Genomic DNA, 15,133 nt, shown 5'->3' with positions numbered 1-15,133 from the left:
GCCTCCAAAATGTGAAATGTCCTCCCAACTGTCTGCGATGGGCAAGATCCGGAAAAGATGAGTTAGACGTCACCGCAGGACCCGCAACTCTTACCCGACCGCGTCAGAGGCGGGTGGTGAGGTGAGTCAGGGTCGCGCCGAGGGGTGCGTCCAGGGTGAGTACGGCTTGGGCGTCTCCGCCGGTCGGCCCCTGGTTCACGATGGCGATCGGGATGCCGAGCGCGGCGGCCTTGCTGACGAATCGCAGGCCGGACCGTACGGTCAGCGACGACCCGAGGACCAGGAGCGCCCGCGCCGCCGCGACGAGCGCGAAGCACTCATCCACCCGGGCTCTGGGTACGTTCTCGCCGAAGAACACCACGTCGGGCTTGAGCAGCCCGCCGCAGGCCGCGCAGTCCACCACCTGGAACCCTTCGACCTGATCGTCGGTGAGCGCGGTGTCACCGTCGGGGTTGATCTGCCCGCTGGCCGCCCAGCCGGGATTGGCCGATCGCAGGCGGGTCTCCAGTTCGGTGCGGCGGGTTCGCTCGCGGCAGGACAGGCACACGACCCGGTCGAGCCCGCCGTGCAGCTCGATCACCCGCCGCGCTCCGGCCGCCTGGTGCAGACCGTCGACGTTCTGCGTGACGATGGTCTCGATCAGCCCGCGCCGTTCCAGCTCGGCCACGGCGCGATGCCCGGTGTTGGGTGCGGCCAGGCCGATCTGCCGCCAGCCGGCGTGGCTGCGCGCCCAGTATCGCTGCCGCGCCTCGGCGCTGCCGACGAAGCGCTGGTACGTCATGGGCTCGGCCTTCCGGGCGCGACCTGTGGGTCCCCGGTAGTCCGGGATTCCCGATTCGGTCGACAGTCCTGCCCCGCTGAGCACCACCACGCCGCCCCTGGCCACCAGCTCGATCAGGGAGTCGAGCGCGCTGCCGCGGGTTCCCACACTTTCGGTCACAGCACTATGGTGCCCGACTCGTCACGCCGTGCCGTATTCCGGTAACCGGAAAGGGTTCTCCGGTTGGCTAAAGTGAGAGGCATGTCCACCGAGCCGTCTCAGATGCCGTACGCGCCCGCCGACGCACCCGGGCAGCCCGCCGAAACGCCGGGGCCGCGGGCCGGCGCGCCTGAGCCGCAGGCCGAAACGCCTGGGCCGCGCGCTGACGCACCTGGGTTGCGCGCCGATGCGCTGCACAACCGCAACCGCATCCTCGAGGCCGCCCGCGAAACCTTCGCCACGCTCGGACTGGACGTGCCGATGGTCGAGATCGCCCGGCGCTCCGGCGTCGGGATCGCGACCCTCTACCGCCGCTTTCCCACGAAGGAGTCGCTGGTCGTCGAGGTGTTCGCGGACGACCTCCACGCGTGCGCGAAGGTCGTCGACGACGCGCTCGCCGACCCCGACCCGTGGCGCGGCTTCCGCACCGTCATCGAGAAGGTGTGCGCCATGCAGGCCGTCGACCGTGGATTCGCCGCGGCGTTCCTGTCGAAGTTCCCGGACGCGATCGCCTTCGAGCACGAACGCGAATGCGCCGAGCGGGGCTTCGCCGAGCTGGCGCGGCGGGCCAAGGAGGCCGGGCGGCTGCGGGCCGACTTCGTCCAGGACGACCTCACGCTCCTCCTCATGGCCAACAGCGGCATCGTGACCGACTCGCCCGAGGCGGCGCTGACCGCGTCCCGGCGGCTGGTGGCCTTCCTGCTCCAGGCGTTCCGCGCCGAAGGCGCCGACCCCCTGCCACCGGCCACCCCGCTCGGCCTGGACCAGGTGCTCCGCCCGGCGACCTGAGGATGGGCAGCCCGTCGAGATGTGGGAGCGGCTGGGCCTGCCGTTGTTCCGGGCACGCACCTTTAGTGCGTTCTTGGAGAGGATTTGTAGCGCGGTCACCGAACATTCTCCTTGACCTGCCCCCTTCCCTAAGGAGAACGTCGTGCCGGACATCGTGCTCATGTCGGACTCGCGGGTCGCCGAGATCCGGGTGGAGGATCGCGGCGAGCCGCTGGTGGACCTGCGAACCGTACCGGGCCTGCTGGTGGACGAGCGCCAGGCCGACCCCGACGGCGCGTACGCCCACGTCCGCCGGGGGCATGTCGAACGCCTCCTGCGTGCTCAAGCGGGCCTTCCCGACGGTCTGCGGCTGCTCATTGTGGAGGCGTACCGGCCGCCCGCGCTGCAGGAGCGGTATTTCTCCTCATATGCGGCCAGGCTCGCCGAGGCCAACCCGGACTGGCCGGAGGAACACGTCTACGTGCAGGCCAGCCGTTCCCTGGCCCCGCCCCACATCGGCCCGCACGTCTGCGGCGCGGCCGTCGACCTCACCCTGTGCACCGAATCCGGCAAGGAGCTGGACATGGGTACAGAGGTGAACGCGAGCCCCGAGGAGAGCAATGACGGCTGCTATACGGCAGCGCACAATATTTCCGCTCGGGCTCGCTCGAACCGTGGCATCCTCGGTGGCGTCCTGAGCGAAGCCGGTTTCGTCAACTACCCGACGGAGTGGTGGCACTGGTCGTACGGCGATCGCTATTGGGCACTGTGCACCGGTGCCCCCGCGGCCCTGCACGCCCTGATCGACTGGCCACTCCCAGCCGGTTGATCGTGCAGGACCGCGGCGCCGTCATCGGACAGCCGCTAGAGGCGGGCGGCCTCTTCCAGGGCCTTGATGTCGATCTTCCGCATGCCCAGCATGGCCTTCATGACCTGCTGCGCCTTGGCCGGGTCGGGGTTGCCCAGCAGCTCGGGCAGTACCTTGGGGACGATCTGCCAGGACAGGCCCCACCTGTCCTTCAGCCAGCCGCACTGCGATTCCGAGCCACCCTCGGTGAGCTTGGCCCACAGCTCGTCGACCTCTTCCTGCGAGGCGCAGTCGACGTACAGCGAGATCGCCTCGGTGAAGGCGAACTCCGGGCCGCCGTTCAGCGCGACGAACCGCTGGCCCGCCAGCTCGAACGACACCGTCATGGCCGTCCCCGCCGGACCCGGCCCGGCGTCGCCGTAGCGCTGGACCTCCAGGATCCGCGAGTCCTCGAACAGCGAGGTGTAGAAAGCCGCCGCCTCTTCGGCCTGATTGTCGAACCACAGGAACGTGGTGATCTTCTGCATGATGCGCTCCTCCGAGTGCGGGAGTCCGGAACGGTGAGTCCCGGGCTGTCCTGTCACTAACGCGTCGAACACATCGACGGCGATTCGACACGGCGGCGCCAGATTTTTTTCCCCGATGCCGAGCGATCGTGTCGTCGCAGCTCCAGGGGCAGGTCCAGAGCGGCTCCAGGGGCAGCTCAGGGCAGGGATGCCTTGGTTCCGGCGATGATCAGTTCGAGGCCGGCGCGGAAGGTGCGGTCGCGGAACTCTCTGGGCTGGGTGGCGATCGAGCGGGCCTGTTCCTCGGTCGTGTAGCCGTTGACGTAGGCCATGACGGTGTCCACGGCCGCGGCGGCCGTGTCCGCGGGGACGCCCGCGGCGGTCAGGGTGGCGATGAGATCGTGGTAGAAGGCGACGGCCTCGCTGCCCGGGTTCTGGAAGGTGGACATGAGGCGCGCCCCGTCGCGGTGGGCCAGCATGAGCTCCCGCGTGCCGATCGCGAGGAGGCGCAGCCGCTCGTCCCAGGGGCCGTCGAGCGGCGGCACGGCCTCGCCCGGCGGGACGGCCAGGTGCGCGACCATGGCGTCCAGCAGGGCCTGCTTGCTCGGGTAATGCCGGTACAGCGCGCCTGCCCGCACGCCGAGCCGGCTCGCCAGGAGCCGCATGGTGAGACCGTCCAGGCCGACCTCGTCGAGCAGCTCGATCGCCGCCTGAAGCACCTGGGCGCGTCGCTCACTCATCGAATCCTCCAAGACGTGGTTGACAATGCGGCTCTCTGTACGTGAACAATGTACACGTGAACGTCGTTCACGTCGGAACGGCGTCGGAGACGGAGGGTGTCATGACCGAGCAAGGCGTGGGACGGGTGCTGGTGATCGGGGCCGGGCTCGGCGGGCTGACGCTCGCCCACGCGCTCGTCCGAGCGGGCCTCGACGTGCGCGTGTACGAGGCGGACGACGGCAGCGGCGAGCGGTTCCAGGGATACCGGATCGGGCTGGCGGAGCCGGGGCTGACCGCGCTGCGGGCGAGCCTGCCGCAGCGGCTCTACGAGCTGGTCGAGGCCACCAGTGGGGACCTGACCGGGCCGGGGCTGCTGTTCGACGAGCAATTAACGCTCCTCAGCCGCGACCTGGAGGGGCCGGTGGAGGGAAGCAGGGCGGTGGACCGGCAGGTATTGCGGCGGATCCTGCTCGGCGACCTGGGCGACCGGGTCACGCACGGCAAGCGGCTGACGGGCGTCGTGGAGGGGGCGGCCGCGCGCTCCGCCCACGGTGCGGAAAGGGCGGGCGGGAGCGCGTCCGCGCGTTTCGCTGACGGGGCGGGCGGGACCGTGACCGCGCGCTTCGCCGACGGTACGGAGGCCACGGGAGCGGTGCTGGTCGGCGCCGACGGCGGCAACTCGGTGGTTCGGCGGTATCTGGCGCCCGAGGTCGGGCTGGTCGACGCGGACCTGTGCGGCGCGATGGGGCGCACCACGATCACCGACCGCTTCCTGCGGCTGGTGCCGGGGCGCGGCACCATGGTGAAGGGCCCCGGAATCACGCTGATGCTGGGCCGGATGCAGTTCGACAGGGAGCCGTCCGCGGCCGCCGCCGAGCTCGTCCCCGGGCTGGAGATGCCGTACCGGGACAGCTATGTACGGTGGGTGCTCCTTGTGCCGCCGGAGCACCCGGCGGCCACCAATCCGGGGTCCGCCGGGGAGGACGCGCGCGAGTTGGTGCTGGAGCTCCTCGAGGGCTGGCATCCCGACCTGCGGGATCTGGTGCGCTCCGCCGACATGAGCGCCGTCGGCCGGTCCAAGATCTATGACCGCCCGATGCCGCCCTGGCCGGTGGGCCGGGTCACGCTGCTCGGTGACTCCGCGCACCTGACACTGGCCAGCGGCGGGAACGGCGCGAACACCGCCATGCAGGACGCCGTACGGCTGAGCGCCCGGCTGGCCGAGGTCCACCGAGGCGAGCGGGACCTGATCTCGGCGCTGGGGGAGTACCAGGACGACCTGCTCGAACGCGGGAACGCGGCGGTGCGGGTCGGCAAGGAGGCGCTGAAGAGATTCGTCCCCTCAGGGCCGCAGGAGGCTGCCCGCTGATCCGTCCCCCAGGCCCCCAGGAGACGTGGGCTAGCGGTCTTGTTTACCTGCTTCTGGAGACTCTTGTCCGGGGTTCGATTGACCTGTCCGGATCACTCCTGGTCAGGTGGTGATTACGGAGCGGAGGGGGATGACATGGCCGACAATGTGATCGCGCGCAAGCCTGGGGAAGGCGACGCGTTCTGGGTGCTCGGCGGTCTCTACGAGGTCAAGGCCGCGAGCGACGAGACGGGTGGCGGCGTGACGGTCATAGAGATGACCGTCCCGGCCGGAATGGGCCCCCCGCCGCACACGCATCCGGGAACGGAGATGCTCTACATCCTGGAGGGGACGGTCCGCGTCTACATCGACGACGAGGTGGTGGAGGGCGGCCCGGGTTCGTTCTTCTACATCCCCGACAGGACGTGGGAGCGCTTCGAGCCCCTCACGGACGCGCGCATTCTCGTGTTCTACGCGCCCGGCGGCATCGAAGGGTTCTTCACCGAGATCGGGGAGCTGGCGCCGACCCGGCAGGCTCCACCGGCGGACCATCCCTTGCCCAGTCTCAAGGCCGTGACGCAGGTCGGGCTGCGTTACGGACTGGAGATGAGACTGCCGGACTGACCCGAATGGGCGCAGGCGTCGGCCTCGCGCTCTCCCGAGGGCTGACCGAGGCCATGGGCGGCACCCTCGTACCGGAGGAGACGCCCGGGGGAGGGCTCACCATGACCCTCACCTCGCCCGTCTCGACATGAGCTATTTTTTGGGCTTGTCGTTGCCACGGCGGCCGGGCAGGCGCATGGTGAGCAGCCGCGCGCGGGGTGCGACCCGTTCGGCGAGGTTGAACATGGCCTCGGTCCGGGTGCGGTCGGCGTCGAGGTGGGTGAAGAGGTTGACGCCCAGGTAGAACGTGATCGCCGCGTACGCCAGATCGCGCGGCGGCAGCAGCCTGGCCAGGGGCGATCCGCCGATGACCCGCTCCAGGGCCTGCTCGATGAAGTCGATCCAGGGCTCGGAGCGCGCGGTGATCTCCGCGCGGAGTTCGGGCCGGGCGATGCTCGCGCCGACCATCTCGGAGAACAGCGTGATGTGGCCGCCTTCGAGGTCGGCCCGGTAGATGGCGCTCGCGGTCTCGACGAGTTCCTCGAGGTTCTTGGCCTTGTCCACGGCCTCCCGGTAGGTGGCCATGCGCTGCTCCGACGAGCGGTCCAGCGCGGCGAGCAGCAGCGCGTCGACGCCGCCGAAATGGTAGAAGACCAGCGCCGAGTTGACCTCCGCGGCCTTGGCGATGGCTCGCGCGCTGGTACCGGCGTAGCCCTGGCTCCGGATCGTCTCGGCCGCGGCGTCGATGAGCCGGTCTCGGGTCTCCGCGCCCTGCTGTTGCTTCTCGGCCACCCGCACCCCCATTGACAGAATCCCGCGTCCTCATCGTACAGTTTAATCGCCTGATTAAATCTACTGGTTAAGGGGGGCGGATGGAGCCTGAACGCCAGCCGCAGGTGAGGGCGCGGTGGACGCTGGCCGGGGTGCTGGTCGCGCTGTTCGCGGCGATGTTGCTCGACAGGGTCCTGCACGAGGGGCATCTGGAGCAGACGGCGCTGTTCTACGTCGGCATCCCGGCGGTGATCGCCGTCACCGTCGCCCTCACCGCGCGGCCGCGCAGCACCATCGGCATGATCATGGCGTCCATCACCGTCGCCTTAGCCCTGGCCGGTCCGCTGCTCGGGGAGGGGATCGTCTGCCTGGTCATGGCCGCGCCGCTGTTCTACCTGGTCGGCCTGCTCGTCGGATTGCTCATCGACGAAGTCCGGCGCCACCGGGGCAAGGGCCGGATGAACCTCCTTCTCGCGCCGCTTCTCGTCGCCGCCACGCTGGAGGGCACGGCGGTCTCGCTGCCCCGTGACAACGAGGTGAGCGTCACCGGGGCGATGGCGGCGACGAACCTCGAACGGACGGCGGCGAATGCCGAACAGGCGGCGGCGAACGTCGAGCGGGCGCTGGCCGCCGAACCCCGGTTCGGGCCCGTGGAGTCGCGGTTCCTGTCGCTCGGCTTCCCCCGGCCGTTACGGGCCGAAGGCACCGGGCTGGCCGTCGGCGACACCCGGAAGATCATCTTCACGCCGCGCCGCTCGCTGGGCATCGGCGCGCCCTTGGAGCCCCGGTCCATGACCCTGCGGGTGAGCGAGCGCATGCCGGGGCGGGTGGTGTTCGCCGTGGTGGAGGACACCACGCTCGCGCGCTGGCTGGACCTGCGCCGGGCGACGTTCGACTGGCGAAGCGGCCGTCTGACGGTGACCTTGGCCTACCGCCGTACCTTCGATCCGGGCTGGTACTTCGGCCCGCTGCAGAGCTACGCGCTGTCCGAGGCGGCCGGCTACCTGGTCAAGACGTTCGCCGGATGAGTGATCCCACGCTCATCCGGGGTGTCGCGCTCTTCGTCCCGATGGCCGCCGTCTGGATCGCGGCGGCCGTACGGCGGCCGGGGGAGCGGGATCTCGCCGCGATGATCCTGGCCACGGCCTGGAACCTGGTCAGCCTCACGGTCGTGAACGTCGTCGCCGCGTACGCGGGCTGGTGGCGCTTCGCCGCCGAGGGCGCCGTGGTGGCGGGCGTCCCCGTCGATCTTCTGCTGGGCTGGGCGTTGCTGTGGGGCGCGCTGCCCGCGTGCGTGGCGCGGGCGTACCCGCTGCCGCTGGTCCTGGCGGGGTTCGCCTGGCTGGATCTGGGGGTGATGCCGCTGGCCGAGCCGGTCGTGGCGCTGGGTCAAGGGTGGCTGTACGGGGAGGCCGCCGCGATCGCGTTCTGCCTGCTGCCCGGCCTGCTGCTGGCCCGCTGGACCGCCGCGGACCGGCGGCTCACCTGGCGCGTGTCGTTCCAGGTGGGCCTCGTGGGCGGGCTCATGCTCGGCGTGCCCGTCGCGCTGACCGGCGTATGGCGGCAGCCCGAGTGGGTGATCGGGCTGCTGGGACAGGTCGTGGCGGTGCCGCTGCTGTTCGGGTTGGCCGCCGTCCGCGAGTTCGCCGTCGCCGGGGGAGGGACGCCGGTGCCGTACGATCCGCCCAAACGCCTGGTCACGAGCGGGCCGTACGCCTATCTGCGCAATCCCATGCAGTCCTCGATGGCGGGCGCCTACCTGCTGCTCGCGGTGCTCGACCTGCGCTTCGCCGCCGCCGCGGTGAGCTGCGTCGCCTACGGCGCGGGGCTGGCCGCCTGGCACGAGGGGACCCAGCTCGTGTCGCGGTACGGCCAGGACTGGACGGACTACCGTGACCAGGTACGCGCCTGGCTGCCCCGCAGCCGCCCCTACCCCGGTCTGCCGCCCGCAGACCTTCACGTGGCCGCGACCTGCGAGCGGTGCGACGCGGTCGGCCGGTGGTTCGTCCGCCGGCGGCCCGTCTCGCTGCGGATCCAGCCTGCGGAAAGGCATCCGGGGGGTTTGCGGCGGATGACCTACGAACGTGCCGACGGGCTGCGTGCCCAGGGAGTGGCGGCCTTCGCCCACGCGGCCCAGCACCTCCACCTGGGGTGGGCGCTGCTCGGCTGGGTGCTCCTGCTGCCGGGGGTGGGGTGGTTCGCCCAATTGTGCGCGGACGCCTTCGGCGCCGGCCCCGCCCGGCCCCGAGCCACCGGACCGGCGGAAACCTGACGCCCGCACGGCCGTGGGGGCCACCGGACCGGCAGTGACCTGACACCCGTTAGGCCCCGAGATGCCTACCCGACCACTGGCGTGCGACTGTGACCGGCATCACATTTTTCACCTGTCCCCAGAAGCGTGGCCTGTTCGTCCTATGCCCGACAAACCGGTTACGTGGAGGTTCAAGGTCATGAGTAAGGTGATCGTCATCCAGTTCGTCTCCCTCGACGGGGTCATGGAGGACCCGGACGGGTCGGCCGGCTCGGCGCAGGGAGGGTGGGCGTTCCGCCACGGGCCCGAAAGCGTGGCCGGCGACAAGTTCGAGCTGGGGGAGGTGCTGGACACCGGAGTCATGCTGCTGGGCCGGGTCACCTGGCAGCTGTTCTCGCGCATCTGGTCCCCCAGGCAGGACGAGTTCTCCCAGAAGATGAACGCCATCCCCAAGCTCGTCGCCTCACGCTCGCTGGACCACGTCGAGGGGTGGCACAACTCCACCCTGCTGCGGGGGGACCTGGCCGAGGAGGTGGCCAAGCGCCGGCAGAGCCAGGACGTTGTGATCGCGGGCAGCGCTAGCATCGTCGATGCGCTGCGGACCCACGACCTGATCGATCAATACCGGCTGCTGGTCTTCCCGACAGTGCTCGGCGCGGGTCGACACCTGTTCGACCAGCCCCTCGGTTTGGACCTCGTGTCCGCCGAAAAGGTCGGCCAGGCCGTCCGCCTCGTCTACGACCGTACTTCCGGGTTTGGAGAGCACCGGTGAAATACGCCCTGCTGATCAATGAGCGCCCCGGGGCGTACGAGGGCCTCAGCGAGGACCAGCGCGCCGCCATCAGCGCCGAGTACATCGCGCTCATGAAGGACGAGCGCATGCTCGGGGGCGAGCGGCTGCAACCGGCCGACACCGCGACCACCGTCCGCGTCCAGAACGGCGAGCCGCTGCTGACCGACGGGCCGTTCGCCGACACCAAGGAGATCTTCGGCGGCTTCTACATCGTCGAGACGGACGATCTCGACTCCGCGCTGGAGCTCGCCGCCCGGATCCCGGCCGCCCGCCTCGGCGGCTCGGTCGAAGTACGGCCGCTGGTGGAGTGGTAGGCCGTGCTCGAGGAGGTCTTCCGCGACCAGTGGGCACGCGTGTTCGCGGCCCTGGTGAGCTTCCTCGGCGACGTCGACCTCGCCGAGGAGGCCGCGCAGGAGGCGTTCGTCATCGCCGCTGAGCGCTGGGCACGCGACGGGCTGCCTCAGAGCCCTCGACCTCGCCACCACCGAGGCCGAGCGTCGCTTCCTCAGCGGTCGTCTCGCCGAGCTGTGACTCGCCTCGCGACCTCGACGGCGGTGGTCGGCTGCTCGCGCGTCTATCGTGCGCGGAGCGAGGTCAGGGTCGATGGCGGAGGGCGGTGGCGAGGTCGTCGAGGTGCGTGGCGACCGAGCCCAGGGTGAGCAGCCCGCTGCCCGCCCCGGCCGGCTCCGCCGCCGCCGGAGTGAGCTCGGTGTGGGCGCGCTCCATCGTCTCCCGGTCACCGGCGGCGATGGCCGCCCGCGCGATCAGGCACCACAGGGCCTCGTACAGCAGGTCGCGGGGCGGGTCCGGAACCAGGCGCAGAGGTCGCCTCCGCCCCCGATGTTTGTCCGGTCGCGGCGAGCCGCAGCGCCCGGTACCACTGGACGAACACCCCCACCAGCGGCAATTCATGCCGCCGGGCCAGCAGTTCGGCGGCGGTCGCGTGCCCGTCGGCGCCGGGGAAGTCCGCTAGCGCGCTGCGGGCTTGGAGGCGGATGAGGTGCCCGAGCACCTCGAAGGTGACCAACCCATGCCGGGCGGACAGGGCGACCAGCTCGGCGCCGATCTCGTCGCGGCGCGGCGCGAGCCCCGCCCGGTGGAAGGTCTGCATGAACACCCCGTTGAGGGCGAACGCCAGCAGCCGGGATCGTCCAATTGGCGGGCGATCTCCTCGGCCTGCCGGGAGGCCTGGGGTCCGCGTGCCGCGCGGGTGCCGCGCGACTCCAGGGCGATCGTGGCCAGGAGCCGCGCCCGCGCCGCCTGGTGCGTGCCGGGTGGGAGAGCGGTCAGGGTGCGTTCGGCTGCCGCCACGATCTGTGCCGCCTGTGCCGGGTCGTCCGAGCGGGTCCAAATCGCCGGTACGTCGTACGCGCCGATCACGCGGGCGGTCAGCTCCGCGTCGCCCAACTCCTCCGCCGCCGCGACGGCCATCCCACGATAGCGTCGGGCCTCCTCCAGGCCGCCGCCCCCGGTCACCGCCAGATTGCGCAGCAGGCCCACCGTCGACTCCAGCCGCGCTCGCGAGCCGGACGCCACAGTGCGGTCATAGGCGGCGGCCGTCTCTGCCCGCACCCGGCCTGTGGCCTCGGTCGGGTCGAGGTGGCCGGCTTGGTGGAGGATGTCCGTCTCCAGGCGGCGCAGTCCCGGGCCTGGATCCACTCCCAGCTGCTCGACCAGGAGCGTACGCGCCCGGCGCAGGACCGCGAGCGCGTCGCCCTGGCGTCCACCGCGTCCGGCTCGGCGCGCAGCGCGTACCCCGGCCCCTCGGTGACCAGCAGCCGGGCCGCGGCGCGGGGCGGGCGTTCGGGCTCCAGCGCGCGGCGCAGGGCGGCCACGAAGGTGCGTACGGCGCCCACCGCGCCTGGAGGGGGATCGATCCACAGGTCCTCGACCAGGCGGGAGACCGGAACGACGCGGCGGCGGGCGACGATCAGCCGGGCCAGCACCGCGCGGTGCCGCGGCCCTTTCGGAGCGACCGCGCCCCCGGCTCGTCCCAGGCCACCACCGGCCCCAGAAGGGGGTGTCCGTCCCTGGGACTCCAGCCACGACGGACCGTCTTCCTCTTCTCCACCGAAGGAGGTATCCCTCTCAAAGACCCCAGCCACCACGGACCGTCACAAAGATCGAACCGGTCGTGTGACGAACCACCCGGGAGACCATTGCGGTCACCCCGCCACCGCCCTCCGCCCGTTTCCGGTCCGGTACGGCCTGGGCGCGTTCCGGTTGGCCTGTCGGCTTGAGCCGCGAGAGTCTTGGCGCCAGGAGTGGACCTTCCCCCTGGGTGAAGGGGCAGCATCGTGGTGCCGGTCGCTCTGGCCGGCGCGAGGAGGGCGGGTATGGGGCTGCTGACGATCGGGGCGTTCGCTCGGGCCGCGCGGTTGTCGCCGAAGGCATTACGGCTGTACGACGAGCTCGGGCTACTCCGCCCGGCCGCCGTGGACGGGGAGTCGGGTTATCGCTTCTATGATCCGGCGCAGCTGGAGCGGGCCCGGTTGATCGTCTGGTTGCGGCGGCTGGGGATGCCCTTGGCCGGCATCCGTCAGGTGTGCGATCTGGAACCGGAGGCGGCGGCCGAGCAGGTCGCCGGCTATTGGGCGCAGGTCATGGCCGCCACCGCCGTACGGGAGCAGCTGGCCACCTTCCTCGTCGATTACCTGTCGGGAAGGGGCAGCGCCGTGGAGGACGCGGAAGCAATGATCGGGATCCGTTATGCGGCCCGGTCGGAGTCGGGGCTGGTTCGTACGAGCAATGATGACTCCGTGTACGCCGGCACCCGGCTCCTGGCGGTGGCCGACGGAGCCGGGCCGGGCGGCAACCTGGCGAGCGCGGCGGCGATCGAGGCCCTCAAGCCGCTGGAGCTGGCGGCCGTACCCGCCGGGGATCTGCTCGGCGCGCTGGCTGATGCGGTGACCCATGCCGATCGGGCCCTTCAGGGCATCGCCGAGTCGACATTGTCCGGTGAGGCGATCACGACGCTGACCGCGATGCTGTGGTCGGGCTCCCAGCTGGCGCTGGTGCACATCGGTGACACGCGGGCGTATCTGCTGCGCGACGGTGAGATCTTCCAGATCACCCACGATCACACCTATGTGCAGGGGCTGGTCGACGAGGGTCGTCTCAGCCCGGAGGAGGCCGCCTCGCATCCGCAACGCTCGTTGCTGGCCCGTGCGCTCATGGGTAAGGGAGGGGCGCAACCGGACCTTTCGCTGCATACGGCTGTCGCCGGCGACCGTTATCTGTTGTGCTCCGATGGTCTGTCCACTGTCGTCTCGGCAGAGGCACTGCACGGTGTCCTGAGCAGTATGGAGGGGCCGGAGCAGGTTCTCGACGAGCTGGTCAGGCTGGTGTACGCCGCTGGGGCACCGGACAACGTCGCCTGCGTGGTGGCCGATGTGGTGATGCTGTGACCGGCCTGGCCCCTCGCTCCCATGGCGGCGCGTCGGTGGTCCGTTCCTTCGGCGCGTACACGATCGACCGGCGGCCCCTGGCGATCCCCGCCTTTCGGCGGCTGTGGGTCGCCTCGGCCGTTTGCGCGGTCGGCGGCTCGTTCAGCGTGGTCACGGTGCCGACGCAGTTGTTCACGATGACCGGCTCGTCCGCGGCCGTCGGCGGTGCGGCCGTGGTGTCGTTCGGTGCTCTGGTCGTCGCTTCGCTGGGGGCCGGAACTCTCGCCGACCTCATTGACCGGCGGTTGCTGCTGCTGGTGGCTCACTGCGGGCTCGCGCTGACCTACCTGGCCTTGTGGGCTCAGGCGGGCCTGGGAAATCGCTCCGTCGCCGTCCTGCTGGTGCTGGCGGGGTGCCAAGGGCTGGCCTTCGGGGCGATCATGGCGACGATGGGCGCCGCGGTGCCCCGCCTGGTGCCCGCCGAGCTGCTGACGGCGGCCAACAGTCTCAGTTCGCTGGCCCGGTACACCGGATCGGTCGTGGGGCCGCTCCTGGCCGGTGTGCTGATTCCGGTGGTGGGGCTCGGCACGCTGTACCTGTTCGACGCCGTCGCGTTGTCGGCCGTCATATACGCGGTGATCAAGTTGCCGCCGATCCTGCCCGACCCGGCCCGCCCGGTGTCGCGGGGCGGGCCGTACGGCGCCGCCAAGTCCTACGGCGGCTCAAAAGCTTCGACAGTGCGGCGGCCGTCGATTCTCGGGCAGACGTTCGCCGGGTTCCGCTACCTGCTCAGCAGCCGGGTGCTCGTGGCCGTGCTGGCGGTGGACCTCGCCGCGATGGTCTTCGGGATGCCGTCAGCGCTTCTTCCGGAACTGGCGCAGCGCACCTACGGCGGACCCGTGGGAGGAGGCGTGGAGCTGGGTCTGCTCTACGCCGCCTATCCGGCCGGCGTCTTCGTGGCGGGGCTGATGTCGGGGACGTTCACGCGCGCCCGCCGGCACGGTGCCCTGATGGCGTCGGCCGCCGCTGCCTGGGGAGGGACCGTCGTCTTCCTCGGGTTGGCGCCGCGGCTCTGGGTCGCGCTTACGGCCCTCCTGCTCGGCGGTGCGGTGAACTTCGTGCTCAGCACCTTCCGCAACGCCATTTCCCAGGCGTACACCGACGACGCCATGCGCGGCCGGATCCAGGGATCTCTCACCGTCGTCCTCATCGGTGGCCCCCAACTGGCCAATCTGCTGCACGGGACCGCGGCGGCGGCTTTCGGCCCGCGGGTGACGATCTGCGTCGGCGGGCTGCTCACCGTGACGACCGTCGCCCTGATCGTACGGGCGGTGCCTCGGCTGTGGCACTACGCCGCCCCAGGGACAGATCACTGACAGTGGCACTACGCCGCCCCACGGACCGACCCAGGACAGAACAGCGTCTCGCCAGGCGGGTGACCGGGCGCCTATAGTTAGTTAGGTGACTGACTCGAAAGGCTCCCGGTTGAAGACGGCGACCGCCAAGCGGCAGCGGCTGATGATCGCCGCCGCCCGGGTCGTGCACCAGCAGGGCGCGGAACGTACCACCATCGCCGACATCGCCCGCGCCGCCGACGTGCCCGTGGGCAATGTGTACTACTACTTCAAGACCAAGGACGAGCTGGTCTCGGCCGCGCTCAGCGAGCACGTTCGGCAGCTGGGGATGCTCACCGAACACCTGGAGAGCCTCGGCGGCCCGCTGGAGCGGCTCAAGGGCCTGGTGGAGGCGTGGGTCAGCCAGCGCGAGCTCGCGGCCCGCTACGGCTGCCCCACCGGAACGCTGGCCGTCGAGCTGGACAAACGTGACGAGGGCGGCCTGGACGTGGAGGCGGGCAAGGCCATCCGGCTGCTGCTGGACTGGGTCGAACGGCAGTTCCGCGACCTGGGGCTGCCTGATCCTGACGGGCTCGCCCTGACCCTGGTGGGCGCCTATCAGGGCATGTCACTGCTGGCCAACGCCCTGCGCGAGCCCGACGTCATGACGCGGCAAGGTGCCCGCCTGGTCGCTTGGCTGGACTGCCTGCCGGGCGACGGCTGCCCAGAGCGGCCCGGCGACGGTTCTCAAGCGCGCTGATAAAAGGCATCCCGATAAAGGACATATCGCTAAAGAAATGCTGATAACGACATTTAGTGGGTGGAAAGTGGGGCCGTCAGGTTCTGTTTGTCGAGCGAGTAGAGCG

19 protein-coding genes and 2 pseudogenes are annotated in these 15,133 nt (G+C 70.6%); 13 read left to right on the top strand and 8 right to left on the bottom strand.

The annotated features are described in order from the left end of the window. Positions 1 to 103: 103 nt before the first annotated feature. Complete coding sequence (locus AB0J16_RS45520) at positions 104 to 940, bottom strand: NAD-dependent protein deacetylase (protein ID WP_358551840.1); 837 nt, start codon at positions 938 to 940, stop codon at positions 104 to 106. Positions 941 to 1,021: 81 nt separating this feature from the next. On the opposite strand from AB0J16_RS45520, the gene AB0J16_RS45515 reads away from it, so the two are divergent. Next, a complete protein-coding gene (locus tag AB0J16_RS45515; RefSeq protein ID WP_358551838.1) occupies positions 1,022 to 1,768 on the top strand; it encodes a helix-turn-helix domain-containing protein in 747 nt (248 codons plus the stop codon). A gap of 142 nt (positions 1,769 to 1,910) precedes the next feature. Beyond that, entirely contained in the window at positions 1,911 to 2,576 is a 666-nt protein-coding gene (locus AB0J16_RS45510) for a M15 family metallopeptidase (protein WP_358551836.1), read from the top strand. A gap of 35 nt (positions 2,577 to 2,611) precedes the next feature. On the opposite strand, the gene AB0J16_RS45505 is transcribed toward AB0J16_RS45510, so the two are convergent. Continuing rightward, on the bottom strand, positions 2,612 to 3,082 hold the full coding sequence (locus tag AB0J16_RS45505; RefSeq protein ID WP_358551834.1) for a VOC family protein: 471 nt from the start codon (positions 3,080 to 3,082) through the stop codon (positions 2,612 to 2,614). A 176-nt stretch (positions 3,083 to 3,258) separates the two neighbouring features. Beyond that, complete coding sequence (locus AB0J16_RS45500) at positions 3,259 to 3,801, bottom strand: TetR/AcrR family transcriptional regulator C-terminal domain-containing protein (RefSeq protein WP_358551832.1); 543 nt, start codon at positions 3,799 to 3,801, stop codon at positions 3,259 to 3,261. A gap of 101 nt (positions 3,802 to 3,902) precedes the next feature. On the opposite strand from AB0J16_RS45500, the gene AB0J16_RS45495 reads away from it, so the two are divergent. From AB0J16_RS45495 to AB0J16_RS45485, 3 genes are all read left to right on the top strand, one after another. Further along, positions 3,903 to 5,150, top strand: coding sequence for an NAD(P)/FAD-dependent oxidoreductase (locus AB0J16_RS45495; protein ID WP_358551830.1), 1,248 nt, complete (start codon positions 3,903 to 3,905; stop codon positions 5,148 to 5,150). A 135-nt stretch (positions 5,151 to 5,285) separates the two neighbouring features. After that, positions 5,286 to 5,753 carry a cupin domain-containing protein gene (locus tag AB0J16_RS45490; protein WP_358551828.1) on the top strand — a complete coding sequence of 156 codons (468 nt, stop codon included), beginning with the start codon at positions 5,286 to 5,288 and terminating at the stop codon, positions 5,751 to 5,753. A 5-nt stretch (positions 5,754 to 5,758) separates the two neighbouring features. Beyond that, complete coding sequence (locus tag AB0J16_RS45485) at positions 5,759 to 5,884, top strand: hypothetical protein (RefSeq protein WP_358551980.1); 126 nt, start codon at positions 5,759 to 5,761, stop codon at positions 5,882 to 5,884. A gap of 1 nt (position 5,885) precedes the next feature. Here AB0J16_RS45485 and AB0J16_RS45480 read toward each other — a convergent pair whose 3' ends face one another. After that, positions 5,886 to 6,524 (bottom strand): TetR family transcriptional regulator, encoded by a 639-nt coding sequence (locus tag AB0J16_RS45480; RefSeq protein ID WP_358551826.1) that lies wholly within the window; start codon positions 6,522 to 6,524, stop codon positions 5,886 to 5,888. A gap of 80 nt (positions 6,525 to 6,604) precedes the next feature. Here AB0J16_RS45480 and AB0J16_RS45475 point away from each other — a divergent pair, with 80 nt between their 5' ends. From AB0J16_RS45475 to AB0J16_RS45460, 4 genes are all read left to right on the top strand, one after another. Next, the gene (locus AB0J16_RS45475; RefSeq protein ID WP_358551824.1) at positions 6,605 to 7,531 is read left to right on the top strand and encodes a hypothetical protein; all 927 of its coding nucleotides are present in this window, start codon (positions 6,605 to 6,607) and stop codon (positions 7,529 to 7,531) included. Continuing rightward, positions 7,528 to 8,775, top strand: a complete 1,248-nt coding sequence (locus tag AB0J16_RS45470) for an isoprenylcysteine carboxylmethyltransferase family protein (protein ID WP_358551822.1) — start codon at positions 7,528 to 7,530, stop codon at positions 8,773 to 8,775. The genes AB0J16_RS45475 and AB0J16_RS45470 overlap by 4 nt, the downstream gene beginning before the upstream one ends. Before the next feature lie 178 nt (positions 8,776 to 8,953). Further along, on the top strand, positions 8,954 to 9,526 hold the full coding sequence (locus tag AB0J16_RS45465; protein ID WP_358551820.1) for a dihydrofolate reductase family protein: 573 nt from the start codon (positions 8,954 to 8,956) through the stop codon (positions 9,524 to 9,526). Further along, positions 9,523 to 9,861 carry a YciI family protein gene (locus AB0J16_RS45460; protein WP_358551818.1) on the top strand — a complete coding sequence of 113 codons (339 nt, stop codon included), beginning with the start codon at positions 9,523 to 9,525 and terminating at the stop codon, positions 9,859 to 9,861. Before AB0J16_RS45465 ends, AB0J16_RS45460 begins: the two co-directional genes overlap by 4 nt. A 280-nt stretch (positions 9,862 to 10,141) precedes the next feature. Here the strand turns inward: AB0J16_RS45460 and AB0J16_RS45455 are convergent, their stop codons facing one another. Together AB0J16_RS45455 and AB0J16_RS45450 are read right to left on the bottom strand one after the other, a co-directional pair. Beyond that, the gene (locus tag AB0J16_RS45455; RefSeq protein WP_358551978.1) at positions 10,142 to 10,273 is read right to left on the bottom strand and encodes a hypothetical protein; all 132 of its coding nucleotides are present in this window, start codon (positions 10,271 to 10,273) and stop codon (positions 10,142 to 10,144) included. A 10-nt stretch (positions 10,274 to 10,283) separates the two neighbouring features. Beyond that, positions 10,284 to 10,658 carry a hypothetical protein gene (locus AB0J16_RS45450; protein WP_358551976.1) on the bottom strand — a complete coding sequence of 125 codons (375 nt, stop codon included), beginning with the start codon at positions 10,656 to 10,658 and terminating at the stop codon, positions 10,284 to 10,286. Here AB0J16_RS45450 and AB0J16_RS45445 point away from each other — a divergent pair. Then, positions 10,644 to 10,988, top strand: coding sequence for a hypothetical protein (locus tag AB0J16_RS45445; RefSeq protein WP_358551974.1), 345 nt, complete (start codon positions 10,644 to 10,646; stop codon positions 10,986 to 10,988). The genes AB0J16_RS45450 and AB0J16_RS45445 overlap by 15 nt on opposite strands. Before the next feature lie 227 nt (positions 10,989 to 11,215). Here the strand turns inward: AB0J16_RS45445 and AB0J16_RS45440 are convergent. Beyond that, a pseudogene (locus AB0J16_RS45440) lies at positions 11,216 to 11,428 on the bottom strand (hypothetical protein); the annotation flags it as partial. Continuing rightward, positions 11,353 to 11,652 (bottom strand): annotated as a pseudogene (locus tag AB0J16_RS45435) (helix-turn-helix domain-containing protein); the annotation flags it as partial. The pseudogenes AB0J16_RS45440 and AB0J16_RS45435, both read right to left, overlap by 76 nt. A gap of 231 nt (positions 11,653 to 11,883) precedes the next feature. On the opposite strand from AB0J16_RS45435, the gene AB0J16_RS45430 reads away from it, so the two are divergent. The 3 genes from AB0J16_RS45430 (at position 11,884) to AB0J16_RS45420 (ending at position 15,027) form a co-directional block, all read left to right on the top strand. After that, positions 11,884 to 12,954, top strand: a complete 1,071-nt coding sequence (locus AB0J16_RS45430; RefSeq protein WP_358551816.1) for a MerR family transcriptional regulator — start codon at positions 11,884 to 11,886, stop codon at positions 12,952 to 12,954. Further along, a complete protein-coding gene (locus AB0J16_RS45425; protein ID WP_358551814.1) occupies positions 12,951 to 14,309 on the top strand; it encodes an MFS transporter in 1,359 nt (452 codons plus the stop codon). Before AB0J16_RS45430 ends, AB0J16_RS45425 begins: the two co-directional genes overlap by 4 nt. Positions 14,310 to 14,394: 85 nt before the next feature. Continuing rightward, entirely contained in the window at positions 14,395 to 15,027 is a 633-nt protein-coding gene (locus AB0J16_RS45420; RefSeq protein ID WP_358551812.1) for a TetR/AcrR family transcriptional regulator, read from the top strand. Positions 15,028 to 15,133: the final 106 nt, after the last annotated feature.

Source organism: Nonomuraea sp. NPDC049750 (assembly GCF_040659625.1).
Taxonomy (GTDB): domain Bacteria; phylum Actinomycetota; class Actinomycetes; order Streptosporangiales; family Streptosporangiaceae; genus Nonomuraea.
This window is presented reverse-complemented; position numbering and strand designations above follow the sequence as displayed.

Excerpts from the sequence above, each read along its gene's own strand:
- AB0J16_RS45515 (WP_358551838.1), top strand. The coding sequence starts at position 1,022 with ATGTCCACCGAGCCGTCTCAGATGCCGTACGCGCCCGCCGACGCACCC.
- AB0J16_RS45505 (WP_358551834.1), bottom strand. The coding sequence starts at position 3,082 with ATGCAGAAGATCACCACGTTCCTGTGGTTCGACAATCAGGCCGAAGAG.
- AB0J16_RS45500 (WP_358551832.1), bottom strand. The coding sequence starts at position 3,801 with ATGAGTGAGCGACGCGCCCAGGTGCTTCAGGCGGCGATCGAGCTGCTC.
- AB0J16_RS45495 (WP_358551830.1), top strand. The coding sequence starts at position 3,903 with ATGACCGAGCAAGGCGTGGGACGGGTGCTGGTGATCGGGGCCGGGCTC.
- AB0J16_RS45490 (WP_358551828.1), top strand. The coding sequence starts at position 5,286 with ATGGCCGACAATGTGATCGCGCGCAAGCCTGGGGAAGGCGACGCGTTC.
- AB0J16_RS45485 (WP_358551980.1), top strand. The coding sequence starts at position 5,759 with ATGGGCGCAGGCGTCGGCCTCGCGCTCTCCCGAGGGCTGACCGAGGCC.
- AB0J16_RS45475 (WP_358551824.1), top strand. The coding sequence starts at position 6,605 with ATGGAGCCTGAACGCCAGCCGCAGGTGAGGGCGCGGTGGACGCTGGCC.
- AB0J16_RS45470 (WP_358551822.1), top strand. The coding sequence starts at position 7,528 with ATGAGTGATCCCACGCTCATCCGGGGTGTCGCGCTCTTCGTCCCGATG.
- AB0J16_RS45465 (WP_358551820.1), top strand. The coding sequence starts at position 8,954 with ATGAGTAAGGTGATCGTCATCCAGTTCGTCTCCCTCGACGGGGTCATG.
- AB0J16_RS45455 (WP_358551978.1), bottom strand. The coding sequence starts at position 10,273 with ATGGAGCGCGCCCACACCGAGCTCACTCCGGCGGCGGCGGAGCCGGCC.
- AB0J16_RS45450 (WP_358551976.1), bottom strand. The coding sequence starts at position 10,658 with ATGCAGACCTTCCACCGGGCGGGGCTCGCGCCGCGCCGCGACGAGATC.
- AB0J16_RS45430 (WP_358551816.1), top strand. The coding sequence starts at position 11,884 with ATGGGGCTGCTGACGATCGGGGCGTTCGCTCGGGCCGCGCGGTTGTCG.